18 protein-coding genes and 1 tRNA gene are annotated in these 24,434 nt (G+C 65.7%); 5 read left to right on the forward strand and 14 right to left on the reverse strand.

All coding sequences use genetic code 11. From position 1 onward, the window contains the following. Nucleotides 1-2 precede the first annotated feature (2 nt). From AB5K84_RS24545 to AB5K84_RS24565, 5 genes are all read right to left on the reverse strand, one after another. A complete protein-coding gene (locus AB5K84_RS24545) occupies nt 3-2,243 on the reverse strand; it encodes a tetratricopeptide repeat protein (RefSeq protein ID WP_038967150.1) in 2,241 nt (746 codons plus the stop codon). A gap of 101 nt (nt 2,244-2,344) precedes the next feature. Continuing rightward, the gene (locus AB5K84_RS24550) at nt 2,345-3,082 is read right to left on the reverse strand and encodes an amino acid ABC transporter ATP-binding protein (protein WP_011087221.1); all 738 of its coding nucleotides are present in this window, start codon (nt 3,080-3,082) and stop codon (nt 2,345-2,347) included. A gap of 11 nt (nt 3,083-3,093) precedes the next feature. Then, nucleotides 3,094-4,614, reverse strand: a complete 1,521-nt coding sequence (locus AB5K84_RS24555; RefSeq protein ID WP_011087220.1) for an amino acid ABC transporter permease — start codon at nt 4,612-4,614, stop codon at nt 3,094-3,096. Further along, a complete protein-coding gene (locus AB5K84_RS24560) occupies nt 4,611-5,816 on the reverse strand; it encodes an amino acid ABC transporter permease (protein WP_011087219.1) in 1,206 nt (401 codons plus the stop codon). The genes AB5K84_RS24555 and AB5K84_RS24560 overlap by 4 nt, the downstream gene beginning before the upstream one ends. A gap of 23 nt (nt 5,817-5,839) precedes the next feature. Beyond that, entirely contained in the window at nt 5,840-6,856 is a 1,017-nt protein-coding gene (locus tag AB5K84_RS24565; RefSeq protein WP_011087218.1) for an amino acid ABC transporter substrate-binding protein, read from the reverse strand. Nucleotides 6,857-7,237: 381 nt separating this feature from the next. Between AB5K84_RS24565 and metC the strand changes: the two genes are divergently transcribed. Together metC and AB5K84_RS24575 are read left to right on the forward strand one after the other, a co-directional pair. Beyond that, complete coding sequence (gene metC / locus AB5K84_RS24570; RefSeq protein WP_011087217.1) at nt 7,238-8,422, forward strand: cystathionine beta-lyase; 1,185 nt, start codon at nt 7,238-7,240, stop codon at nt 8,420-8,422. 155 nt (nt 8,423-8,577) lie between these two features. Then, nucleotides 8,578-10,269, forward strand: a complete 1,692-nt coding sequence (locus AB5K84_RS24575) for a Na/Pi cotransporter family protein (RefSeq protein WP_441232671.1) — start codon at nt 8,578-8,580, stop codon at nt 10,267-10,269. Here AB5K84_RS24575 and AB5K84_RS24580 read toward each other — a convergent pair. From AB5K84_RS24580 to AB5K84_RS24610, 7 genes are all read right to left on the reverse strand, one after another. Further along, nucleotides 10,240-10,695, reverse strand: a complete 456-nt coding sequence (locus tag AB5K84_RS24580) for a DUF3592 domain-containing protein (RefSeq protein WP_097532085.1) — start codon at nt 10,693-10,695, stop codon at nt 10,240-10,242. The genes AB5K84_RS24575 and AB5K84_RS24580 overlap by 30 nt on opposite strands. Nucleotides 10,696-10,704: 9 nt before the next feature. Next, nucleotides 10,705-11,019 (reverse strand): lipid-A-disaccharide synthase N-terminal domain-containing protein, encoded by a 315-nt coding sequence (locus AB5K84_RS24585; RefSeq protein ID WP_011087215.1) that lies wholly within the window; start codon nt 11,017-11,019, stop codon nt 10,705-10,707. After that, complete coding sequence (locus AB5K84_RS24590; protein WP_028174100.1) at nt 11,012-11,752, reverse strand: glycosyltransferase family 2 protein; 741 nt, start codon at nt 11,750-11,752, stop codon at nt 11,012-11,014. The genes AB5K84_RS24585 and AB5K84_RS24590 overlap by 8 nt, the downstream gene beginning before the upstream one ends. Before the next feature lie 65 nt (nt 11,753-11,817). Beyond that, complete coding sequence (locus tag AB5K84_RS24595; RefSeq protein WP_011087213.1) at nt 11,818-12,663, reverse strand: phosphatase PAP2 family protein; 846 nt, start codon at nt 12,661-12,663, stop codon at nt 11,818-11,820. Between the two features lies 1 nt (nt 12,664). Then, nucleotides 12,665-14,407 (reverse strand): ArnT family glycosyltransferase, encoded by a 1,743-nt coding sequence (locus tag AB5K84_RS24600; RefSeq protein WP_011087212.1) that lies wholly within the window; start codon nt 14,405-14,407, stop codon nt 12,665-12,667. Nucleotides 14,408-14,457: 50 nt separating this feature from the next. Continuing rightward, the gene (pbpC, locus tag AB5K84_RS24605) at nt 14,458-16,518 is read right to left on the reverse strand and encodes a penicillin-binding protein 1C (RefSeq protein ID WP_162494094.1); all 2,061 of its coding nucleotides are present in this window, start codon (nt 16,516-16,518) and stop codon (nt 14,458-14,460) included. Nucleotides 16,519-16,655: 137 nt separating this feature from the next. Beyond that, nucleotides 16,656-21,860 (reverse strand): alpha-2-macroglobulin family protein, encoded by a 5,205-nt coding sequence (locus tag AB5K84_RS24610; RefSeq protein WP_011087210.1) that lies wholly within the window; start codon nt 21,858-21,860, stop codon nt 16,656-16,658. Nucleotides 21,861-22,276: 416 nt separating this feature from the next. Here AB5K84_RS24610 and AB5K84_RS24615 point away from each other — a divergent pair. Together AB5K84_RS24615 and AB5K84_RS24620 are read left to right on the forward strand one after the other, a co-directional pair. After that, nucleotides 22,277-22,353, forward strand: a tRNA-Arg gene (locus tag AB5K84_RS24615). 220 nt (nt 22,354-22,573) lie between these two features. Continuing rightward, nucleotides 22,574-22,840, forward strand: a complete 267-nt coding sequence (locus AB5K84_RS24620) for a hypothetical protein (RefSeq protein WP_063623006.1) — start codon at nt 22,574-22,576, stop codon at nt 22,838-22,840. Nucleotides 22,841-22,900: 60 nt separating this feature from the next. Here the strand turns inward: AB5K84_RS24620 and AB5K84_RS24625 are convergent, their stop codons facing one another. Continuing rightward, nucleotides 22,901-23,053 (reverse strand): hypothetical protein, encoded by a 153-nt coding sequence (locus tag AB5K84_RS24625; protein ID WP_165448158.1) that lies wholly within the window; start codon nt 23,051-23,053, stop codon nt 22,901-22,903. Nucleotides 23,054-23,349: 296 nt separating this feature from the next. Between AB5K84_RS24625 and AB5K84_RS24630 the strand changes: the two genes are divergently transcribed. Beyond that, nucleotides 23,350-23,511 carry a hypothetical protein gene (locus AB5K84_RS24630; RefSeq protein WP_011087208.1) on the forward strand — a complete coding sequence of 54 codons (162 nt, stop codon included), beginning with the start codon at nt 23,350-23,352 and terminating at the stop codon, nt 23,509-23,511. A gap of 108 nt (nt 23,512-23,619) precedes the next feature. Here the strand turns inward: AB5K84_RS24630 and AB5K84_RS24635 are convergent, their stop codons facing one another. After that, nucleotides 23,620-24,393 (reverse strand): hypothetical protein, encoded by a 774-nt coding sequence (locus tag AB5K84_RS24635; protein ID WP_038967145.1) that lies wholly within the window; start codon nt 24,391-24,393, stop codon nt 23,620-23,622. Nucleotides 24,394-24,434 lie beyond the last annotated feature (41 nt).

Genomic DNA, 24,434 nt, shown 5'->3' on the forward strand with positions numbered 1-24,434 from the left:
GCCTACGCAACGTCGCATGTTTCCGAGGCCTCGGCACAATAGTCGCGCCAGAACTGGCGATATCCCGCCTCGACCTCACGCGTGTAGATCTCGACGTTGCCGGCGGGTGAATTGGCGATCTGCGCCGGCAGATCCGCGCGCAGCTTCGCCAGATGGGCAGGCTGCGCGGCAAATTTGCACGCGATCGCGGCATAGCCCTCGTCGTCATCGGCAACCCAGTCGCCGAGACCGACGGCCGCCACGATGGAGCCGCCGGCGCGCGACGAGGAGCCATTACCGAGCTTGGCGACGACCGGGACGCCCGCATAGAGGGATTCCCAGGTGCTGATGCCACCGTTTTGCGGGAAGGTGTCGAGCGAAATGTCGACATTGGCAAAGGCCCGCAAATGCTCGCGGCGCGAGGTCGAGCCCATGCAGATGACGTTCTCCTCGGCGATGCCCTGTGCCACGAACCGCGCGATCAGACCGTCGCGCAGCATCGGATCGTCGAGCAGCCCGTTCTTGATGATGATCTTCGATCCCGCCACCTCACGCATCACCTTCGACCACACCCGGATGGCCTCGTCCGAGATCTTCAAGATGCGGTTGAACACACCGAAGGTCACATAGCCGTTGCGAAGCATGGGAAGCTCCGAAGGTGGCACGTCCTGGATGGGATCGATCGTGATCAGGCTCGGCAGGTCATAGACCTTTTCGGCCAGCAGGTGGCGCGCCGACTGCGGAATGAAGATCGGATCCGCGAGCACGTAGTCCATCGTCTGAAGGCCCGTGCCTGTTGCGTGCCCGAAGCCCGTGACCTGGATGGGGGCCGGCTTCCGCGAGAAAACATGGAGCCTGCTGCCGGTCGTATGTCCGGACACATCGATCAGAATATCGATCCCGTCGGCCTGGATACGATCGGCCAGTTCATCGTCCGAAAACTGCGCGGCCTCGACCCAGACGTCTGCGCAAGCCTTGAACTTCTCGGTCATCCCATCCTGCAACGGCCAGCAGGAATAGCAGACGATCTTGAACTTGGCGTGATCGTGATGGCGCATCACCGGCAACAGGGTGTACGCCGCCGAATGCTGCCTGAATTCCGACGCGACATATCCGATCACGATCCGTCTGTCCGGATCGAGATCGCGCGGCGACAGGGTCCTTTGCGGAAGCTTGGCGCCGATCTGATCCCACCAATATTTTCGTGCCGCCTGCTGGACCACGAAATCGGCCTCCGGCAGGTAATCCAGCACGAAAATCTTGTATCCGATGGCCTCCGGAAAGTCCGGCGCGATCGCCAGCGCCGCATCGAGATATTCGAGCGCCGTCGCGATGTCTCCCTGGTTCGCATGGCAAGAGGCCAGGAGCGACATGCCCGCCTCGGATTGCGGATTGACCTCGAGCAGGGTCTTGACGCCCGCCATCGCCCCCGCCGTGTTCCTCACCATAATGTCGACCTGCGCCCTCCAGCACAGCGCGAGCTCGTTCCGTGGCGATTGCGCCAGCGCTGCATCGAAATCCGCGGCCGCCTGCTCCAGCCGGTACAGGGTCAAATGGAGCCGTCCGCGCTGCACCAGAATCCGCGGTGAGCCCGGCTTGAGCGCGAGCGAAGCTTCGAAGGCGGCCTCCGCCGCCTCGAAGTGCCGGAGCTCGAGGCTCACCATAGCCTTGCCGGCGATCGCTTCGGCGTGACGCGGCTGAAACGACAGGGCGCGATCGAAGTCCACCCCGGCGCGCTCAAACTGGCCGATCATCAGTTCCGCCATCCCGCGGTTGCAAAATGCATCGGCATAGTTCGGCTTCAGCCTGATGGCGCGCTCGTGCAGTTCGATCGCCTCCTTGGCGAGGCCGAGGTGCAGCAGCGTATTGCCGAGATTGGTCAGGGTGATCGGACAATTCGGCTTCAGCGCAATGGCCTTCTCCTGGCATGCGCGGGCATCCTTGAACCTCTCGAGCGCGAAATACACGGCCCCGAGATTGCCATGGGCATCGGGCGAACGCGGATCGAGTGCAACCGCGCGCTCAAGCAGGAATTGCGCGTCCTCGAGCCACCCGCCGTCGAACGCGCGCAGGCCGAGCAGGTGCGTGGCGTGGAAGTGATCCGGAACCTCCTTCAGGATCTCGCGGCAAAGGATCTCGACTTCGTCAAATCTGCCCTGCCCAAGCGCCTCGATCGCGAAGGACATGACGGCATCCGCCTGCTTCCTCAGCTTCTTTTCCAATCGCGCATTCTGGTATGCGCGCGCGCCGACACTGCTCTGCAAGGTCTCTCTCCGGAGGATGGTCCGAAAAGAGGCAAGCTGATTCGCATGGTGCGAAGCTGGTGGGTCGGTTGGAGCAGCGAGGCCGCCGGATTTTCAGGCGCTCACCGCAGAATCTGGCTCAGGAACAGTTTCGTGCGGGCGTGCTGGGGGGCGGCAAAGAACTCGTTCGGGGTATTGGCCTCGATGATCTGACCGGCGTCCATGAACACGACGCGGTTGGCGACCTCGCGGGCAAATCCCATCTCGTGGGTCACGACCAGCATGGTCATGCCCTCCCCGGCGAGGTCAACCATGGTGTCGAGGACCTCCTTGACCATCTCGGGGTCGAGCGCCGAGGTCGGCTCGTCGAACAGCATCACCTTCGGGTTCATCGTCAGCGCGCGCGCGATCGCGACGCGCTGCTGCTGGCCACCGGACATCTGGCCCGGAAACTTGTTGGCCTGGTGCGGGATCTTGACCCGCTCCAGGAATTTCATCGCGGTTGCCTCGGCATCCCTCTTTGGGATGTTGCGGACCCAGATCGGCGCCAGCGTGCAATTGTCCAGAACCGTCAGATGCGGGAACAGGTTAAAGCTCTGGAACACCATGCCGACCTCGCGGCGCACCGCGTCGACATGCTTGAGGTTCGGCCCGAGCGCGATGCCGTCGACGACGATCTCGCCCTCCTGGAATTCCTCCAGTGCGTTGATGCAGCGGATCAGCGTGGACTTGCCGGAGCCCGAGGGCCCGCAGATCACGATGCGCTCGCCCTTCTTCACCTCGAGGTCGATGTCGCGCAGGACGTGAAATTCGCCGTACCATTTGTTCAGGCTGGAAATCTTGACGATGGGGTCGGACATGGTGGCCTCGATCAGTTGCGGCGGTGGGCGTTGAGGCGGTGCTCGACGAACAGCGAGTAGCGTGACATTCCGAAGCAGAACAGAAAATAGATGATCCCCGCGAACGCGAAACCCGTGAACGCCGTGGACGGCGTCGACCATTTCGGATCCGAGAACGAGGCCCTGAGCGAGCCCAGGAGGTCGAACAGCGCCACGATCGAGACCAGCGAAGTGTCCTTGAACAGCGAGATGAAGCTGTTGACGAGGTTCGGAATGACGTGGCGCAGCGCCTGCGGCAGCACGATCAGCGAGGTCGTCTTCCACCAGGACAGCCCGAGGGCCGCCGCAGCCTCGCCCTGCCCGCGCGGGATAGCAGCAAGCCCGCCGCGAACGTTCTCGGCCTGATAGGCGCCCGTGAACAGCGCGATGCCGATCAGCGCACGCACCAGACCGTCGACCGTGAAATTGCCGGGCAGGAACAGAGGCAGCATGTAGGTCGCGAAGAACAGCACGGTGATCAGCGGCACGCCGCGCCAGAACTCGATGAAGGCGATCGAGAAGATCCGGATCAGCGGAATGGTGGAGCGGCGGCCCAGCGCCAGCGCGATGCCGATCGGCAGCGAGGTGACGATGCCGGTGACGGACACCACCAGCGTCACCAGCAGGCCGCCCCACAGGCTCGTCTCCACGACCGGCAGCCCGCCATGATCGAGCCCCATCAGCTTGATCACGATGGCGATGGCGACGAAGGTGGCAATGCTCGATGCGAGCGCACGCCAGCCGGCGCGCACACCACCGCCGAGAAGGAAGGCGATCAGGGAGACGATCACGGCGGTGATGGCGAAATCGACCCAGACCGACTGGCCCGTTCCCTGGAGCTGATCGCGCAGCCAGGTCAGCGGAAAGATCAGCCAGTAGATCGCCGTGCCGACAAGCACGACGAGGTTGCCAACGACCCACAGCAATGGGGCGATGGCCGACGTCTTGCTGAGATTGAGCAGGGCCTGCCCTGCCCCGATGATGCTGTCGTCGAACAATTGCAGGAGGCCGGCCGTCCAGCTCAGGCCAAAGCCGGTGATGCCGCCGCCGCGCAGCAGGAAGAATGCGACCACCGGAAAGGCGAAGAAGAACAGGCCGGCGTTCAGCCCTTTCGACGGCAGGCGCGGAACGAGCAGCGGCACCAGCAGGACCGCCGCCAGGATGAGCGTGAGGTTGACCCGCCAGCGCTCGGCCTCGGGATAGAAGCCGTAGATCAGTTGCGGCAGCTTGGCCTGGATGTAGGGCCAGCAGGCGCCGACCGCAAATCCGGCATTCTCGGCCAGGCAGGCCGTGCGATCCTTGCCGGCCCAGACCGCATCGACCATCAGGAACCTGACCGAGGGAATGATGGTGAACCAGAGCAGCAGGGCGCCCACGATCGTGAGCAGAATGTTGGTCGGCGAGTTGAACAGGCGCGTGCGCATCAGGCCGACGAAGCCCGTGGTCTTCACCGGCGCGGGACGCTCGGTGAGCAGGTCCTGGCGAACGAAGCTGGACGAGGTGATGTCGGTCATGCGCCCAGACTCCGGCTGACGCGCCAACCGTAGACGCTCATGACGGCGCTGGTGACGAGCGAGATCAAGAGATAGACGCCCATCGTCATGGCGATGATCTCGATCGCCTGTCCAGTCTGGCTCAGCGAGGTGCCGGCGAACACCGACACCAGGTCGGGATAGCCGATGGCGACCGCCAGCGAGGAGTTCTTCGTGAGGTTGAGATACTGGTTGGTCAGCGGCGGCACGATGACGCGCATCGCCTGTGGCACGACGATCAGCCGGAGCGTTGTGCCGCGGCTCAAGCCCAGCGACGACCCCGCCTCCATCTGTCCCTTGTGCACGGACAGGATTCCGGCGCGCACGATCTCGGCGATGAAGGCGGCGGTATAGGTCGACAAGGCGACCGTCAGCGCCACGAACTCCGGGATGATCCGCGAGCCGCCGGCAAAATTGAAGCCCTTGAGCTGCGGCAGCTCGAAGGTGAAGGGCAGACCGAACACCAGCATCGTGACCACCGGCAGCCCGAACAGCAGGCCCAGCACATAAGGCCAGATGCGGATCACCTGCCCGCGCTGGAACAGCGCGCGCCGCGCATGGAAGCGCAACGCCAGCGATGCGACGATGCCGAGGACCAGCATCGCCAGGAACGGCTCGAACCCGCTCTCGCCGATCGGACGGGGAATGACGAGGCCCCGATTGCTGACGAAGGCGATGCCGAGCAGCGAAATGCTCTGCCGGGGATTTGGCAGCGCCGCGAGCACCGCCAGGTACCAGAACAGGATCTGGAACAGCAGCGGCAGGTTGCGGATGATCTCGACATAGAGCTCGCCGATGCGCGACAGCAGCCAGTTGGGCGACAGCCGGCACAGCGCGACGATAAAGCCGATCACGGTGGCGAAAAAGATGCCGACCACCGAGACCACGAGCGTGTTCAGAAGCCCGACGATAAACACGCGCAGGAACGTGTCCGAGCCGGTGTAGGAGATCAGGGTCTGGTTGACGTCGAAGCCGGCATTGTTCCTGAGGAAGCCGAAGCCGGCGGCAATGTGCTGGTTTTCGAGGTTGGCGCGGGCGTTGGAGACGATCTCATAACCGATCCAGCCCAGGATCGCCGCGAAGGCAAACTGGACGGCGACGCCGTTCCAGCCTGCCTTGCCGCCCAGAATGCGCCTGATCTTCAGCGCGATCTGGGCCGGCGGTTTTCGAGCCTCGGTGCTCATCGCCGCGTGCCGCTCAAGCGGGATCAGCGGATCGGCGGCGCGTACTGGAGACCGCCCTTGTTCCAGAGATTGTTGAGGCCGCGATTGATGGCGAGCGGCGAGCCCGCGCCGACGTTGCGATCAAACACCTCGCCGTAATTGCCGACCGCCTTCACGATCCGCACCACCCAGTCCTTGGTCAGGCCGAGCTGTTCGCCGAAATTGCCGTCGCTGCCGAGCACGCGCTTCAACTCAGGGCTTTCGAGTTTCGCCTTCTCGTCGACGTTCTTCGAGGTCACCCCGAGCTCCTCGGTGGTGACGAGGGCAAACAGCGTCCATTTCACGATGTCGAACCACTGGTCGTCGCCGTGGCGCACCATCGGGCCGAGCGGCTCCTTCGAGATGATTTCGGGCAGCACCATGTGGTCATTGGGATTGGCGAGCTTGAGGCGGTTGGCATAGAGGCCCGACTGGTCGGTGGTGAACACGTCGCAGCGGCCGGCCTCATAGGCCTTGACCGTCTCGTCGTTGGTGCCGAACGCGATCACCTCGTACTTCATGTTGTTGGCCTTGAAGTAGTCGGCCAGATTCTGCTCGGTGGTGGTGCCGGTCTGCACGCAGACCGAGGCGCTGTTGAGCTCGAGGGCGGAATTCACCTTGAGCGACTTCTTCACCATGAAGCCCTGCCCGTCATAATAGGTCACGCCGGTGAAGTTGGCGCCCAGCGAGGTGTCGCGCGAAATGGTCCAGGTGGTGTTGCGCGAGAGCACGTCGATTTCGCCGGATTGCAGCGCCGTGAAACGGTCCTTGGCCGAGGTCGGCACGAACTTGACCTTGGTCGGGTCATTGAAGATGGCCGCCGCGATCGCACGGCAGACGTCGACGTCGAGCCCGGTCCAGTTGCCCTTGTCGTCGGGCGCGGAGAAGCCCGGCAGGCCCTGGCTGACGCCGCAGGACAGCGTGCCACGGTCCTTGACGGTCTTGAGCGTTTGCGCATCGGCGGCTTGGGCAGTCAGGCCGGCGGCGAGAGCAAGAGTGAGAGCCAGGGTTACGCGTTTCATGGGGGGAAGGCCTTTCAAGGGTCGTCTCAAGGTCAGGAATGTTGTCTCAGGATCGTCTCTGCCAGGGTGAGCCTTGCAAGAGTCATGCTGGAAAACCTTGCCGAACACTCGCCGATCTCGGGAGGCCATACCTTAATCCCCGCCGCAGGCGCCCGCCATTATGGCTGTAGCGCAAGGTCCGGTCAGACGATGGATCGAAGGTCGCGGCAGGCCCCTCAACATGCGGCGACTGAATAGCACCTACGCATCACAGAACGACTGGCGAGCCGGGTCAAGGGGTTGACGGGACTCTTCTGTGTTCTGTTATTAACGACAGCGGCCTTTCGGCCGGCCAGCGGGGCGCATCGCGCCCGCCGGAAACGCAGTTTTGAAAGCAGGCGCATGGATTCCTCGCACCCCTCCCAGCAGCAGGCCGAGACCCGGCTGGTCACCTCCGGCCGCGACACCAAGGCGCAGAAGGGGTTTGTCAATCCGCCGGTGTTCCACGGCTCGACCGTGCTCTATCCGACCGCCGAGGACCTGCATGCCCATCGCGGCGAGTTCACCTATGGCCGCCACGGCACCCCGACGACCAGGGCGTTCCAGGACACGCTGATGGCGCTGGAGGGGCCGCAATGCGCCGGCGTCGGCATCGTGCCATCCGGGCTGTCGGCGATCTCCACCACCCTGCTCTCGGTGCTGAAGACCGGCGACCACATTCTGGTCTGCGACAATGTCTATCGGCCTTCGCGCAATTTCTGCAACGGCATGCTCGCCCGCTACGGCGTCGAGACCACCTATTTCGATCCGCTGATCGGCGCCGGCATCGACAAGCTGTTCAAGCCCAACACGCGTGCGGTGCTGGTGGAGGCGCCGGGCTCGCAATCGTTCGAGATGCCCGACATCCGCGCCATCGCCGAGGTCGCGCATGCGCGCGATGCGCTCGTCATCGACGACAACACCTGGGCCACCCCGCTCTATCATCGCTCGCTCGAGCAGGGCGTCGACATCAGCATGCAGGCGGCGACCAAATATATCGGCGGCCATTCCGACATCATGTTCGGCACCATCTCGGCCAACGCAAAAGCCTGGCCGCAGATCGCCGAGGGCATCCGCCTGCTCGGCGTCTGCGCCGGCCCCGACGACGTCTTCCTGGCGCTGCGCGGCCTGCGCACGCTATCGGTGCGATTGGCGCAGCATCATCGTTCCGGCCTCGACATGGCGCGCTGGCTCGCAAGCCGTCCCGAGGTCGCGCGCGTGCTGCATCCCGGGCTCGAGACCGATCCGGGCCATGCGATCTGGAAGCGCGACTTCACCGGCGCCTCGGGCCTGTTCAGCATCGTGCTGAAGCCGGCCCCGCAGAAGGCCGTCGACACCATGCTCAACACGCTCAAGCTGTTCGGCATGGGCTTCTCCTGGGGCGGCTTCGAAAGTCTTGCGATTCCCTTCGACTGCGACGGCTATCGCACCGCGACCAAGTGGGCGCCGGGCGGCCCTACCCTGCGTCTGCATATCGGGCTCGAAAGTACCGACGACCTCAAAGCGGATCTCGATCGCGGCTTCGCTGCCCTCAAGACAGCAATGTGAGCCTGCTCAAAAGGCATCGCGCCTGAGGTCGCGGCAACGCGCGCCGCGGGAACGTGCAGCCGCCGCAAACGTTAACGCCGACGCGCCAACAAATGGTTTGATCCTCAAGCATTTGGCGCTAGCCTCACCAATCGACTCTCATCCGGACACGGAGCATGGGAACGTTGGTTCTGCTTGATCTGATGGGCGGCGTGGCGCTGTTGCTGTGGGGCCTGCACATGGTCCACAGCGGAATACTGCGCGCCTTCGGCCCGGACCTCCGCCGCCTGCTCGGCAAGGCGCTCGGCAACCGCGTCAGCGCGTTCGCCGCCGGCCTCGGGCTCACCGCGCTGCTCCAGAGCAGCACGGCGACCGCCCTGATCACCAGTTCGTTCACCGCCGAGGGCCTCGTCAGCCTCGCCGCAGCGCTTGCCATCATGCTGGGGGCCAATGTCGGCACGACGCTGATCGTGCAGGTGCTGTCGTTCAACATTGCTGCCGTCGCGCCCGTGCTGTTCGTGCTCGGCCTCGTCGCCTTCCGCTCCGGACCGCGCTCGCGGATCAAGGACGTCGGCCGCGTCTGCATCGGCCTCGGATTGATGCTGCTGTCGCTGCACATCCTGCTCGACACGCTGGCGCCGGCCGAGAACGCACCCGGCGTGCGCGTCGTGATGTCGGCGATCACGGGTGATCCCATCCTGTGCATCGTCATCGCGGCGCTCGTCACCTGGGCGGTGCATTCGAGCGTCGCCAGCGTGCTGCTGATCATGTCGCTGGCCTATTCGCAGTTCATCACGCCCTACGCGGCCCTGGCTCTGGTGCTCGGCGCCAATCTCGGCAGCGCCATCAACCCCGTGTTCGAAGGGGCCAGGCGCGACGATCCCGCGAGCTACCGCCTGCCGGTCGGCAATCTCGTCAATCGCGTGATCGGGATTGCACTGGTGCTGCCATTCCTGGGCGTGATCGCGGAGCACATGCACGCCTGGCAGCCGGATCTCGCCAGGATGACGGCCGCCTTCCACATCGCCTTCAATGTCGGCACCGCCATTATCTTCATCGGCCTGCTCGATACCATGTCGCGCCTGCTGACCCGCCTCCTGCCCGACCGCATCCAGGACACCGATCCGGCCCGCCCGCGCTATCTGGACGAGACCGCGCTGGAGACGCCGTCGCTGGCGCTCGCCGACGCCGCCCGCGAAACGCTGCGGATGGGCGACTTCGTCGAGGTGATGCTGCGCAAGGTCATGGCCGCGATGATGACGGGCGACCGCGCCCTGGTCGACCAGGTCTCGAAGATGGACAATGTCGTCGACGGCCTGGATGAAGCCATCAAGCTGTACGTGACGAAACTGATGCGGGGCAGCCTCGACGAGAGCGAGGGGCGGCGCGCGATGGAGATCATCTCCTTCGCCATCAACCTCGAACACATCGGCGACATCATCGACAAGAGCCTGAGCGAGCTTGCGACCAAGAAGATCAAGCGCCGCTTCCAGTTCTCGGCCGAGGGCTCCGAGGAGCTCGCCGCCTTCCACAAGCGCACGATGGAATCGCTGCGGATCGCCTTCGGCGTGTTCATGTCGGGCGATGCGAATGAAGCGCGCAAGCTGCTGGTGGAGAAGACCACGCTGAAGAACACCGAGCTTGCCGCCGTCGAGCGCCATCTCGACCGCCTGCGCGAGGGCCGCCCCGAGACCATCGAGACCACCTCGCTGCACCTCGACGTGCTGCGCGATCTGCGCCGCATCCATTCGCACATCTGCTCGGTCGCCTATCCCGTGCTGGATGCCGCGGGCGAGCCGTATCGCAGGACCGAGACCGAGGCAGCCGCCCTGCCCGCCTCAGGCGCGGCCTCGGCGTTGCCGCGCTAGTCCGGCGCGAACAAGAACCGCGCCGCCCGCCAGCAGCAGGCCCGCGCCGCAAAGCAGGACCGGAGCGATCCACAGCGTCAGGAACGACAGCAGCCGCGCATCCTCGGGCCGCCGTGGATCGTAGGCTATCTTGACCTGCTCGCGGTCTGAATAAGGCTGAGCGGTCGAGCCCGACGAGGACGTGAACGTCACCGAGCGCCCGTCGATCGTCGTGAATTGAAACGACGGATAGAGAAACGTTCCGCCATGATTCCCGCCGGTCCGCGCGACGGCACCCATGAACCGCGCTTCGGTCTGCTCGGCCCGCACAAGGAACGCGACGGTGCTGCCGAGCTCGAACAGGCCGAGCCCGAGTAACAGCAGGCCGACCAGAAAGACTGACGTGAACAGGACGGCTTGTAACTTGTTCATGCCGATGAGGCACACAAGAGCGAGCTATTCGCTCGAGACCTGCTTGCCGTTGATGATGATGAAATAGACGTTGCGGAGGTAGACGACGAGGCCAAGCGCCTGGCCCGCGATGAACACGGGATCCTTGCGATAGAGCGCGTAGACCAGGAGCAGCGCACCGCCGCCGACCGAGAAGAACCAGAACGCGACCGGCATGACGCTCTTGCGCGCACGTTCGGACGCGATCCACTGCACCACGAAGCGCATGGTGAAGAACGCCTGCGCCACGAAGCCCAGGATCACCCAGGCGTCGAATTTCACGACGAAGACGTCGTGCAGATAGTTGAGAAGGCTAGTCATGAGGTGTCACCTCGGTCACGTCGGGCGTCGGCTTCTTGCGTCGGATCAGCCACCACACGCCGGCCAGATCCATGATGCCGATCCATAGCCGGTCGAAGAAACCGTAATTTGACACGCCGGAGCGGCGCGGCCGGTCGATCACGTCGACATAGGCGATCTCGTAGCCTTCACGCCGCACCAGTGCCGGCAGGAAACGGTGCAGCCCGTCGAAATAGGGCATCGCGAGGAAGACCTCGCGCCGGAATGCTTTCAGGCCGCAGCCGGTGTCGCGCGTGCCGTCCTTCAGGATGCCGTTGCGGACCTTGTTCGCCACGCGCGACTGGAATTTCTTGAAGCCCGTGTCCTTGCGTCCGACGCGCTGGCCCGCGGCGAGCCCGACATGGGCGCCCTTCTCGACCGCCGCGATCAGGTCCGGCAGGAACGCCGGATTGTTCTGGCCGTCGCCGTCGAGCGTGGCCACGATCGCGCCGCGCGCGGCACGCACGCCGCTGCGCACGGCAGCGGACTGGCCACCGGATTTTGCATGTCGGAGCTGACGCAGATTGCCCCGCTGCGCCATGATGGCCTTGAGCCGCTCGCCGGTCGTATCGGTCGAACCGTCATTGACGTAGATGATCTCGTAATCCCAGCGGCTGTCGAGCGCCGCGGTGATCTCCTCGATCAGGGGCGCGATGTTGTCGGCTTCGTTGCGCACGGGAACGACGATGGAAACCGAAGGCTGGGACGTCGACAAATGAGGCTCGTGGTTGGAATTGGCCTGCGCCTCGGGGAACCGGCGGCCCCGGCAGGCAGCCGCTTTTATGGGGCGGAGGCCCCGCGGGCAACCCTTTTGAGGCGGCCGCCGACCGGTCCTGGAATGGCCAAGATGCTGCCATCGGCGCGGATGGCGAAGCCGAGCCTACGGGCCGCGAACCAGTAGCGGACCGCCATGGCGCCGACCATGCCGACCAGGGCGCCGGCCACGACGTCGCTCGGATGATGCGCGAGCAGCACCAGGCGCGTCAGCAGGATCACGATTGCGTAAGTGAACATGAAGACGCGCAGCCGTGGCCAGAGTGCCGACACCGCGAAAGCGAGCGCGAACGCCGTCACCGCATGGCCGGATGGCAGGCTGGCATAGGCCCCGCTGCCCTCGAACGGGATGAAGTTGAACGGGTCGGCCTTGCCGCCGACGAACGGACGTCCGCGGCCAATGAGATATTTCAGGATCTCGGCGATCAACACCGAGAATGCAACGGATAGAAACAGGAACTGGAGCCGCGTACCGAGGCCGAGCAGCAGCGCGCGGCGGGTGCCGTAAAGGCCGGCCGCAACGAGCGCCACGACCACGAGGGCGACGGCCAGCGCCGAGAGCACATACTCGTCCTTGCCGAAATCGGTCAGGATGCGGATCGGCCACAGGCCGGGCGTGCCGCGCGCCGGCATCAACTGGATCTCAGTCAGGTCGAACGCCAGCATCAGCGCGATGACCAGGGCCGCGCCCGCGGCGCTGAGCCATAGCGAATGGCGCGCCAGCTTTCGCGCGGCCTCGGCGCGGCGCGAATGCGAGGGCGAACGCACGAGCTGCGCCAGCGCACGCCCCGTCACGGTCAGAAACTGCGCGGGATAGCTCGGCCGCGGCGCGATGTTGGTCGAGGCCGGCATCCTATTCGGTGCCTTCCGAGCGGAAGATCGAGATCGAGATCGCGCGCCCTTGCGAGAAATTGTAGCCGTCGATGCGGGCGCCGACCTTGTAACGCAGCCCGATCGCCTCGGCGCGCTGCACGAAGCTGCGCTCCGAGCGCTGCTCGATCAGCGCGAAGCGGCAGCTGCCCTGCCGCAGGAAGTCCGCTGCGCCCGAGCCGTCGGTGAGCAGCGTCTGGGTGCCCGTCAGGAACACGAGGCTCGGCTCGTGATAGCCGGCGGCGGCCGCCTTCGGCCCGACGCAGGTGACGTTGCGCAGAGCACGCGCGACCTCGATGCTCGGAAACACCGGCGTCAGCGACGGCAGCACGATGCCGTAGACCACGACCGCAAGCATCAAGGCTGCGACCAGCGCGTTCAGCACCGAGCGCTCGGCGTGGTTGGTGTCGAACAGCCACCAGGCGAACAGGCCGAAGATCAGGGACGCCGCGATAAACGGCCAGGCCACGAAAGCCGGCTGCCGCGTCAGCATCACCGCGCCGACCACCGCGATGATCGAGGCGGCCGCGGGGATCGCGAACCACCAGGCCGAGCCGCGCATCAGCCAGGAGCGCGACAGCACGCGCCGCTCCAGCGCGCCGACGGTCAGGATCGCGATCGCCGGGTACAGCGGCAGCACGTAATGCGGCAGCTTGGTCAGCACCGCCTCGAACACGATCCAGGACGGGACCAGCCAGGCCAGCAGAAATTGCGCACCGGGCTCACGCCGCGCCCGCCACACCGCAGGCGCCGCCATTGCCGCGAGCGGCGCGCCCGGCCAGAAGGTGATCCAGAACAGCGCGAGGTACAGTCCGGGCGGCGCGCCATGGGATTCCTGCGCGCCGATCTTGCTCAGCATGTCGCCGCCGACGGAGTCCGCGAAGAAGGCATCGCCCGCGCGCCAGAAGATCGCGACGAACCAGGGCAGCACCAGCACCAGCATCCACATCAAGCCCCAGAGCGGGCGCAGCTTCCACAGCCAGGAGGCATCGCGGTCCTGGATCGCCAGTGCGACGATGGTCAGGCCGGCGAACATCAGGATCAGCGGCCCCTTGATCAGGATCCCGACGGCGAGCGCGGTCCAGAAGATCGCGGGCCAGCTCCAGGGCGGATGTGTCTCGTCCTCAGCGCGCTGCCACGACAGATAGGCCCGCGCCATCGCGCCCATCGCGGCGGTCACGCAGAACAGCAGCATCGCATCGGTCTTGGCGAGCCGCGCCTCGACGCCGAGCAGCACCGAGGCGCACATCAAGAGCGCTGCGAGCACCGCACCGCGCCGCGTGACGAAGCCGAGCGCAGCCCAATAGGTCATGAGCACGGCGCCGATCGCCCCCAGCAGCGACGGCAGCCGGTAGACCCAGATCCGCAACTCGGCCTTCGGCAGCTTGAGTGCCGCGGCGGCTTCGACTGCCGCAGATTGCAACCAGTAGATGCCGACCGGCTTCTTGTAGCGGACGTCCTCCTGGAAGCGGATGTCGACATAGTCGCCGCTCTCGACCATCTGCTTGGTGGCCTGCGCAAAGCGCGCCTCGTCGCGGTCGACAGGCGGGATCGTGAAGAAGCCCGGCAGGAACAGCAGCAGCGCGCACAGCACCAGAAAGGCCACCGCGCGGGCGTGGCTAGCCGTGACGACATCGAGCATCGACACCAGCCGGCTACCCGGATTTACGGGCGATTTCGGCTCGCGGGGGGCTCCAAAACGGGGGCTTGGGTAGGTCTCGGCCATTGGTTCCGCTTACGCTGAAACCGTCATTCCGACAACCGCTTAAGGCCGGGTCATTGAATTCGAATGACAACTGTGTCCGCGGCGCCAGTGGCATCGATCACGGTGAGCCGCGCAAAGCCCGGACCAGGCGGATCAATCAGGCGCTGGCGGCGCCCGTCGATCTCGCCGAGCGCCGTGCCATTAACCATGACGGTCATGGGCAGAACGCCGCCGGCGACCTTGACCGGCATGGCTGCGGCCTCAGAGCCACCCGACCGATCGACGTCGATCCGCGAGCCGTTCAGCGGGAACTGGATGTGCAGCGCCTGCTCGCTGCCGGTCCGCACCAGTTCCCCGACCGGGCGGAACCGTTTCAAGGGCAGCGGCAGCTTGGCGTTGCTGGCGACCAGGGTTCCCTTGGGCGGCTTCGGCAGCGGCGCCAGCGTCTTACCGGTCCGGGCGAAAGCGTCGAACAGGATGGGCGCGGCGGCGACACGGCCGATCAGGCCGGGAACCGGCGCTCCATCGGGCCGACCGACCCAGACGCCGATGGTCATGCGGCCATCGAAGCCGACCGACCAGGCGTCGCGATAGCCGTAGGATGTGCCGGTCTTGAAGGCGATCCGGTTGTGGGCGGCGTTTTCCGGCGGTGGCGTGCCCAGCAGCACGTTGCCGACCTGCCAGGCCGCGACCTGATCGAGCAGCCGCAGCGGCTCGCGGTCGTCTCTGGCAGCCACGACCTCGCGCAGCGGCTTGGTGGTTCCAAGGCGGGCAAACCCGGCATAGAGCTGCGCAAGGTCCTGAAGCGTCACGCCGACGCCGCCGAGCCCCATGGCAAGCCCTGGCGCTTCGTCCTTGGGCAGGATGAGATTGCCGCCGGCTTGCCGCAGCCGCGACGCCAGCCGGCTCGCGCCGACGCGGTCGAGCAGCACGATCGCCGGCACATTCAGCGACAATTGCAGCGCCTTCTTCACCGGCACGGTGCCCTGGAACGTCATGTCGAAATTTTCCGGCGCGTAAGAGCCGAAGCGGACAGGCCGGTCGTCGATCAGGCTGTCGGGATGGACGAAGCCGTCCTCGAAGGCGAGGCCGTAGATGAAGGGCTTGAGCGTCGAACCCGGCGAGCGGATGGCGCGCGTCATGTCGACCTGCCCTGCCCGGCTCTCGTCGAAATAATCAGCCGAGCCGACGCGCGCGAGCACGTCGCCGCTCTCGTTGTCGACCACGATGATGCCGACCGAGATGTTCGCACCGAGCGCAACCGCGCGGTCGCGCGCCAGCGGTTCCAGCACCTTCTGAAGATTGGCGTCCAGCGTCAGCTTGATGACGGGCGCATCCTTGACCGTCGCAAGCGCGGTGTCGGACGCATGCGGCGCCAGGACCGGCATCGGCTTGCGCAGCTTCGGCACCGGCACGGCCTTGGCCTGCTTTGCGTCATCGACGCTGACCACGTGCTCCTCGACCATGCGGTCGAGCACGCGGTCGCGAGCCTTGAGCGCCGCATCGGGATAGCGGTCGAGCCGGCGCGTCTCCGGCGATTGCGGCAGCGCCACCAGCAATGCGGCTTCAGCCAGCGAGAGCCGCTTCGGCTCCTTGCCGAGATAGGCGATCGAGGCGGCGCGGATACCTTCGAGATTGCCGCCATAAGGCGCCAGCGCGAGATAGAGGTCGAGGATTTCGCTCTTGCCGAGGGTCCGCTCGATCTCGATCGCGCGGACCATCTGCCGCAGCTTCGCATAGAGCGAGCGCTGCCGCCGCGGCTCCATCAGCCGTGCTAGCTGCATGGTGATGGTCGAGCCGCCGGACACGATGTGGCCGCGCGTTCCGAGCTGCAACGCGGCGCGGCCCAGCGCCAGCGGATCGATGCCGTCATGGGCATAGAAGCGCTGGTCCTCATAAGCGAGCAGCAGCTTGAGATAGATCGGATCGACGTTCGTCCTGGCGTCGACCGGAAGCCGCCAGCGGCCGTCCGCCATGGCGTAGGCCCGCAGCAGCTTGCCGTTGCGATCGACGATGGTGGTGGAGGCCTGGCGCGCTTCGTCGAGCGGGAGCGGGCCGAGGGAGTAGACCCAGCCGACGAAGGCGGTGATGGCGAGGATGAGTGTGAAGGCGAGGACGGAAAGGATGCGCATGGTGGTGCGCCCTCCTAATCCGTCATTCCGGGGCGGCTCGAAGAGCCGAACCCGGAATCTCGAGATTCCGGGTCTGGTCCTTCGGACCATCCCGGAATGACGAGACACTTGGTTGGCTTCGCTCATCTGCGCTCCACTCACTTCGCCGCCCGTACCTCGACATTCCCCGTGCCCGTCCGCCCGTAGCGCGAGGGGTTGTACATGTCCTCGACATAAGCCTGCGGCAATACGTATTTACCCGGCGAAACGGCGCGGACAACATAGGCGACGGTGAAGACCGACTTGGAGTCCGACGCCCGGTCAACGGCCGCCGTGAAGCGGTCGTCGCGGAACTCGGTATCCTCGGGCTCCTCGCCGTCCTCGATCCAGTCCAGCGTACCGCTGTCGCCGGACGAGACCAGCTTCGGATTGTCGATCTCAAGGCCCGCCGGCAGATAGTCGGACACCATGATGTGGCCGTACTCCGGCTTGGCCTCGGTGATCTTCAGCACCACCGCGAAGCGCTGGTTCTGCTTGACCTTGCTGATGTCGGCGGGCTTGCCGTCGAGCGTGAAGTAATTGCGCTCGATCTTGAAGCCGTTGGAGGCCGCCGGCTCCGGCGTCACCGGCGAGCCCGACACCGAGACCACCGCCTGCACCGGCGCATCGCCGGTGTTGGTGATCTTCAGCGGCTTGCCGCTCAGCGTGTCCGCCTTGTAGCTGCGGTAGAGCGCGGTCTTGACCGGCTGGCCGTCGACCTCGATCGACAGGTTCTCCTTGGCGAGCGCCCGCGCCGCCAGCACCAGCCACGCGTTCTCCTGCGTGGAGGTGTAGGGCGTTAGCCCGCGCGCGGTCTCGACCCGCGACACCGCCTGCGTCAGCGTCGCCCTCGGCGCGTTGCCTTCGCTGGCAAGCGAGACAAGCGCCGCCGCATCGCGAAGCTGCGAGCCGTAATCGGTGCGGCCGAACTCCAGCACCGGCTTGGGCGCGAGGCTGTCGAGTGCAGCGCCATAGACCCGCTCCGCGCGGTTACGGTCGCCGACCAGCGCGAGCGCCGCGGCGAGCTGCGACTTCGCAATCGGCGTCGCGAGGTTGCTCAGCTTGGTATCGGCGAGATAGCGCAGGTCGCCGATTGGAGCCGCGCCGTTCCGTGCAAGCACGTAGAGGCCGTAGGCGAGATCGCGGCCGCCGTCCTTCTCCGGCTCATTGCCGTTGACGACGGAGTTGCGGACGCGGTCGAGCGCGTTCTTGAACAGCACGTCCGGCACCGCAAAGCCCTTCTCGCGGGCCCGGGTCAGGAAGTCCGTCACGTAAGCATCCAGCCAGGCGTCGTCGCCGCCGGCCGACCACAGTCCGAACGAGCCGTTCGAGCCCTGTCGCGCCAGCAGCCGCTCGATCGCGTCGCGGATGCGCTGGTCGACCTCGGTGTCCATGGCGAGATGGGCGCCGGCCGCAAGCTCGTTGACATAGAGCAGCGGCATGGCGCGGCTCGTGATCTGCTCCGAGCAGCCATAGGGATAGCGGTCGAGCGCTTTCAGGATCGTCGCCGCATCGAGCGCCGTGGACAGGCTCGCCGAGACCGAGACGCTGCCGGTGCCCGGCACAAGGTCGGAGAACATGTCCGAGGTCAGCGTCAGGCTCTCGCCCTTCGCCAGCGTCCGGATCGAACGCCGCGCCAGCACCTGCGTCGCCGCCTTGACGTCGAACGCATAGTGGCGTGCGAGTGCAAGCCCGTTCGGCCCCTTGATGTCGACGTCGAGCGTCGCCTGTCCCGCTGCGGTCGCATCGAGCGCAAGCGAGAACGCGTTGCGCTGCTTGGCGGCGAGCTTGACCGTGGTCGCGGGATTGCCGGTCATCTTCACCGGGCCGCCCGTCTTCACGTTGATGACGTAGTCGCCGGCCTGGCCCTCGACATTGTCGATTTCGAGGTTGACCGTGCCGTGGTCGCCATTGAGCAGAAAGCGCGGCAAGGTCGTGGTCAGCACGACAGGATCGCGGATCACGACGTCGGTGTTGGCGCGGCCGAGCTTGGTCGCGGTCCACGCCACCGCCATCACGCGCGCGGTGCCGGCGAACTCCGGAATGTCGAAGCTCACCTCGGCGGTGCCGTCAGCGGCAACCGTGACGATGCCGGAATAGAGCGCGAGCGGCTTCTGCGCCGGCGGTGAGCCCTGGAGTTCGGCCGCACCGGCGTCGCCGCCGGACTTGATCTGGCCGCGCGTGCCCGACATGCCGTCGATCAACTGCCCATAGAGATCGCGGATCTCCGCGGAAAGGCGGCGCTGGCCGAGATAGTAATCGTCCGGCGCCGGCGGCTTGTAATTGGTGAGGTTGAGGATGCCGACATCGACCGCGGCGATGACGATCTTTGCGTCCTCGCCCGGATTGAGCCCGTCGAGCTTGACCGGGATCTTCAACATCGCGTTCGGCCGGATCAGCGCCGGCGGCGTCAGCTTCACACTCAGCGTCCGGGTCTGCTTGTCGATGCCGAACCATTTCAGGCCGATGGCGCGGCCCGGCATGCGCTGGGCGGCGGCATCGAGCGGACGGCGCAGCGTCGCCACCACATAGGCGCCGGTGCCCCAGTCCTTGCCGACCGGGAGCTTCACCTGCGCGGTGCCCTCCTTGACGTCGATCGTCTGCGTCGTCAGCAGGCGGTCGCCGAGCACGTTGACGGTGAGCTTGCCGGCGCTGCGCACGTTGACGGACACCGTCATGGTGTCGCCGGAGGCATATTGCGGCTTGTCGATCGAGGTCTCCAGCAGGTCCGGCGTATCGGCGCTGCCGTCGGAATACCAGCCGACGTCGAACTGCACCGAGGTCACCGGGCCGTCGGCGTCGCTCGACTTGACGTCGAGCCGGTAGCGGCCGGGCCGCGGGCTGAGCGAGACCCGCGACGGCTTGTCGGCGGCGATGGTGAGATCGCCGTCGGCGACGCGCGAGGTCGACTTGACCGGCTCATACTCCCAGTAATTGTTCTGGCGATACCACTGGTAGCGCGACTCCATCTTCAGGAGCTCGTAGCGCAGGCCGTCACGCGGCAACGTCTTGCCCTCGGGCGAGACGAACACGACGTCGAACTCGGCCTTGTCGCCTTCGGCGACGTTCTTGTCGCCGAACAGCGGCTTGACGCCGATCAGGGCGCTCGCGGGCGCGACCGGCAGCACCAGCTTGCGCTCGACGGCGCGGCCGCCGGTCTCGACCATGCGGACGAAGATCTGCGCCTCCTGCGGGCGGGTCGAGGCCGGCTGCTTGTCCAGCGTCACCGGGAAGGTGGCAACGCCGTTGGCGTCGGCCTCGGGCAGGTTCTCAAGCGGCGTGCGCTCGTTCGAGGTGGTCTCCTCGTCGGCGACGCCGAACTGGTAGCCGGCAAAACCCGGACGTTCCGAAGCGGGCGCGATCAGCATGTCGCCTTCGAGCTGGAGACCCGCGGCGGGTGCGCCGTAGAGGAAATGACCGTCGGCCTTAAGCTCCACTGGAGCGTTAGCTTTGATCAGCTTGTCCTTGGCGGACAACTCGAATTCGATCCGGTCGGGGACATAGTCCTCGACCATGAAGGTGGTTTCGCCGACCGACGAGCCCTTCGGATCGGTGAAGGCACGCACTCGCCAGGTCCCGGTCGGCACAGCCGAGTTGAGCGGCACGGACAGCGTGCGGCCGCCGGCGCCCTGGTCGGACAGTACGGCGCGGCGGTATTCGACGCCGTCAGGGCGCTCGACCACCAGGGTCATCGGCCCGCCGGTGACGGCATTGCCCTGCCCGTCGCGCAAGAGCGCGGTGAGATAGACGGTCTCGCTGGAGCGGTAGACGCCGCGCTCGGCATAGACGAAGGCATCGGCGCCAACAGGCACCACGCGGCCCGCCACGCCACGGTCACTGAGGTCGAAGGCCGAGGTCTTCAGGCTCAAGAAGGCATAGTCGGCCTTCTCGCCCGTCACCGTCAGCATCGCCGGCGACAGGCCGCCCTCGCCGCGCGCAAGGCCGGCTTCGAACAGCACATGGCCGGAATCGTCGGTCTTGCGGGTGGCCAGGATCTCGTTGTTGCGCGCGATCAGTCGCACCTCGGCTTTGCCGACCGGATCGGTCGAGGCCAGGGAGTTGATGAACACGTGGATGCCGTCGTTGCCGGAATAGGCCGACACACCGAGATCGGAGACGATGAACCACTGCGTGGCGAGCTGGTACTCGTCGTCCGAGCCCGGGCCCTTGGCCGCGGCGGTCATCACATAGACGCCCGGCTGGAGCTCGCCCAGCGCCTGGTCGACGGGGAATGCCGTGGTGACGTCCTGGTTCAGCGTCATCGCGGTCGTGAGCTCGCCGGTCCAGACTTTCACGCCGCGCTCGTCGCCGAGATCGCTGAGCTGATACTTGGACAGCGTCTTCTGGAAGTCGCTGTCGACCACCGTGTTGATCAGGTTGCGGTCGCCGATCCGGAAGACGTTGATGTTGACCGCGGGCGTGTTGACGCTGACCACGGGAATGCCGCGCTGGCCGGTCCTGGGCAGCACATAGGCGCGGCTGGTGAAGCGCACGAAGGGCTTGCGGTCGCGCACGTAGACGTTGAACTCGGCCGATTTCGGCAGCCCCTCCTTCACCGTCGACGGCAGGCCGGCGCGCAGATTGATGTTGTAGCGCTCGCCGTGCTTCAGGCCGTCGACGCAGAGCTGCTTGCCTTCGGCCGACAGCGCCGGCTTGTCCTGGCCCGCGAGCGCGAGGAACGGCGCAAAGTCGGTACGCTTGGCGAGCTCCTCCGAGAACTGGAAGCAGGCGCGCGGACTGGCCGAATCCGAATCGACGGTATAGTCGAGCAGGCGGAAGCCGTGCTCGTCGCGCATCTTCTCGTATTGGCCGCGGACGTCGGCGACCTCGCGCATGTCGAGCGACAGCCGTAGCGCGTCCAGCGCCGGCCGCCACAGCTTGCGCTCGGCCAGCGACTTGCCGAGCACCGCGAGCGCGTCGGCCTCCTCGCCCGGATTGCCGGCGCGCTGATAGGCGATGTAGGCCGCCGTCGAGGCGCGCTCCAGCAGGAACGTCTGCTCGCTCGAGTTCTTCGGCCAGATCTGGAAGATCACCTTGGCAAGCCGCAGCCAGTTGCCGGCATCGTCAGGCGTCGTGGCCGCAATCTGGCCGAGCACCGACAGGCCGGCACGGTAATCATTGCGCCGGAAGGCGGCGTCAGCATCCGTGCGCAGCGTCGCGTTGGTCTTGGCGACAGGTCCCGCCTCGCTCTTGATCTGCGCCTCGAGCTTGATCGCGGAATCGGCGAGATCGTCGCGTTTGAAAGCCTTGTCGGCGGCTTGCGCAGCCGAAAGGCCGAGCGCCAGCGCGGCGCAGATTGTGACGGCGCGAACAAGACCGATCATGGATGGACTCCCGGAAATCGCGGACGAACGCCGCTTGTCGCATGAAATGCGTGGAAAGGTGACGGACTCAAGGCGATGGAACCAGAGGTGCAAAACGTCGCATTCGCCATGACAAGGCAGGCCCAGAGGAGACCGATCAAGATACCGCCGCGCACGCCGTCCTAATGGCGCAGCAATATCTAGCCGGTCGACCGGCGGCCGTGTCCCGGAAGCTGTTCAGCGTTCCCGGCGATGTGATCCATCGTCCGGTCCGCTGCCGCTCAACCCGGCACCCTGACACCCCACCGTTCCGTTTTGTCGCGCCATTGAGGAAAACGGTTCGGTTCAGGCTTGGCGGACGTGCGGATTTTTCATATTTGGCGTGATAGAAGACCGGCAGACGGTAGCCGAGGCCGGCTCAAGAGCGGCCTCAAGACGGTCCCATAGCTCAACTGGATAGAGTAGCGGATTTCTACTCCGCGGGTTGCAGGTTCGAGTCCTGCTGGGATCGCCAGTCTTAACTCTCCGAGCCGATCGGCTTCGTTCGGGCTGAGCCGAGCCGACGAGAGCCAGAAATTACCCGGCCCGCGATCTCCGTGGCGGCGTGATTTGCAGATCCAGCGCACTTCAACAAAGCGTGCGCGGGCCTGTCCAGGCGGCGAGAGAATCCTACCTATCCGGCATGCAGAAAAGGTGTCGAAGGTTTTGTGATGCCGTCATCTGAATGGACAAGAATGGCTGTCGCGTCCGGAATTGCCGTCGGCGCAATGTCGTTTCTGGCGATCGATGCGGGCGTGGACTTGAACTCCAGCGGGATAGCCAAACACCTCGAGGCGGCACAAGCTTCCATTATGAACGTCGCGGCGAGCCAGCATCAGCTGGCCTTCGCCGTTCGTTCGCTGGCGGGCGGGAGCGACCAGAACGGCCATTCGGCGGATCGACCATGCTTCCAGGATTACGAGCACGGGTCGAAACCGGCAGGAATCGATCGCGGCGTGTAACGTCGCTTGCGGTGGATCGCAGGCTCAAGGATTCGGCAGGCAGTCGTCGGCTCGATCCGACTATTCCGTCGGTTCATCGTCGCGCCGGTCGCGGGCCAGCTGATGCCAGGCAATGGCGAGCTCGATGAGTCGTTGCCGGTCCGGGCCTTCTGATGCCGCGGCGCGCTTCATTGCCGCCTCGGCTTCGTGCTGTGGATCGTACTTGTTACACATGGGGCGGATTCTAGCCGTCCGATCTGGACAAGTGCATGGCAATTTCGTCCGTATGATTGCGGATAATCAGCGTTGTCGTGAGCGTTTTCCACACGCTTCAATTGTATCTGATATGAAACTGCACTCGTGGTTTCAAGGCGTCCCACGGCGACCGTGCGACGCAGATACCGCACGAACCCGTGAAACTCGGCATCATTCAGACGGATGTGAATTGCGTCACAGCCTGCGCCCGGCGTCTCGGCTAGAACATCTCAGCGCTCCCAAAGGCGGGAGAAGGCACGGGTGGTCTTGCGGTCATGACACGAGAAGCAGCAGCTGAGGCTCACGTCCCCACACCGCGAAAAAGGTCCGACGCGTTCGGCGTCACCTTTCTTGCGACCATCGGCATCGTGATGCTGGCCTGGATCGCGGGCCTGGTCTGGGGTCTCATGGCGTTCATGACCTGGCTGGTGTCGTAGGCGCGCGGCAATCAGTCGTTCCGCCGCGGCGCCAAGCCAAGACGACAAACCCGGACAAAAAAGAAGCGGGCTTTCGCCCGCCTCTTCATTTCAGAGCTGCCTGGACCCTCAGTAACACGCGCGAGGATCGGCCTGCACATACTGGCCGCTCGGATAGCGGTAGTAGCAATTGCCCTCGGCCAGGTAGTAGCCGGGACGCGAGGCAGCCGTAGCACCGGCGATCGCGCCGGTGGCGCCGCCGATCACGGCGCCCGCGGCCGCGCCCGTCGCGTTGCCCGAGAGCAGACCGCCGAGCACGCCGCCGACGATGGCGCCGCCAAGCGCGCTCGCGCCGGGATCGGCCGGCGGCGGCGGAGGCGGCGGTTCGTAGGCAACCGGCGGCGGGGCGTAAGCCACCGGCACGTCGTCGTAATATTCCTCGGAGATATAGCCGGGCGGACCGGCCATCCGCTGCGGATAATAGTACCAGACGCCGCCGACATCCCACCACCAGCCGGAGCGGCCGTTGTGGACCTCGTGGCGCCAGCGCCCGCCATCCCAGGCGACGTTGCCGCGATAGGCGTGTCCGCCCCAGTCGCGCGCCGGTGCGGGTCCCCTGGCGTAGTTACGTCCGGGCGGCGGGCCGCCCGCATTGTGCGGACCGGCCCCGGGGCCCGCATGGGGCTGGCCGCCGGGCTGCGGCGCAGGCCGGGCCGCCTGCTGCGGCGGCGGGCCCTTGCGCATGTTCTGATTGTTCTGGGACGGTAAGCCCGGAGCTGGCGCTGCCGGAAATTGGCCGGCGTCCCTCGGTGGCCTGGCTTCCTGCGCCTGCGCCGAGAGCGCGAGCAACGACATGGCCGAAACCAAGGGAATGATGATCTTCTTGCTGCTGGACGCACTCATGCGTGCTTGCCCCCCTACTCTTTCGATTGCCGTGGCCGATC

The sequence above is a fragment of the Bradyrhizobium sp. 1200_D9_N1_1 genome, from assembly GCF_052075915.1.
GTDB classification, from domain to species: Bacteria; Pseudomonadota; Alphaproteobacteria; order Rhizobiales; family Xanthobacteraceae; genus Bradyrhizobium; species Bradyrhizobium diazoefficiens.

Coding starts and splice junctions, on each gene's coding strand:
- AB5K84_RS24550 (WP_011087221.1), bottom strand. CDS start 3,082: ATGTCCGACCCCATCGTCAAGATTTCCAGCCTGAACAAATGGTACGGC.
- AB5K84_RS24555 (WP_011087220.1), bottom strand. CDS start 4,614: ATGACCGACATCACCTCGTCCAGCTTCGTTCGCCAGGACCTGCTCACC.
- AB5K84_RS24560 (WP_011087219.1), bottom strand. CDS start 5,816: ATGAGCACCGAGGCTCGAAAACCGCCGGCCCAGATCGCGCTGAAGATC.
- AB5K84_RS24565 (WP_011087218.1), bottom strand. CDS start 6,856: ATGAAACGCGTAACCCTGGCTCTCACTCTTGCTCTCGCCGCCGGCCTG.
- metC (WP_011087217.1), top strand. CDS start 7,238: ATGGATTCCTCGCACCCCTCCCAGCAGCAGGCCGAGACCCGGCTGGTC.
- AB5K84_RS24575 (WP_441232671.1), top strand. CDS start 8,578: ATGGGAACGTTGGTTCTGCTTGATCTGATGGGCGGCGTGGCGCTGTTG.
- AB5K84_RS24585 (WP_011087215.1), bottom strand. CDS start 11,019: ATGACTAGCCTTCTCAACTATCTGCACGACGTCTTCGTCGTGAAATTC.
- AB5K84_RS24595 (WP_011087213.1), bottom strand. CDS start 12,663: ATGCCGGCCTCGACCAACATCGCGCCGCGGCCGAGCTATCCCGCGCAG.
- AB5K84_RS24600 (WP_011087212.1), bottom strand. CDS start 14,407: ATGGCCGAGACCTACCCAAGCCCCCGTTTTGGAGCCCCCCGCGAGCCG.
- pbpC (WP_162494094.1), bottom strand. CDS start 16,518: ATGCGCATCCTTTCCGTCCTCGCCTTCACACTCATCCTCGCCATCACC.
- AB5K84_RS24610 (WP_011087210.1), bottom strand. CDS start 21,860: ATGATCGGTCTTGTTCGCGCCGTCACAATCTGCGCCGCGCTGGCGCTC.
- AB5K84_RS24620 (WP_063623006.1), top strand. CDS start 22,574: ATGGCTGTCGCGTCCGGAATTGCCGTCGGCGCAATGTCGTTTCTGGCG.
- AB5K84_RS24625 (WP_165448158.1), bottom strand. CDS start 23,053: ATGTGTAACAAGTACGATCCACAGCACGAAGCCGAGGCGGCAATGAAG.
- AB5K84_RS24630 (WP_011087208.1), top strand. CDS start 23,350: ATGACACGAGAAGCAGCAGCTGAGGCTCACGTCCCCACACCGCGAAAA.
- AB5K84_RS24635 (WP_038967145.1), bottom strand. CDS start 24,393: ATGAGTGCGTCCAGCAGCAAGAAGATCATCATTCCCTTGGTTTCGGCC.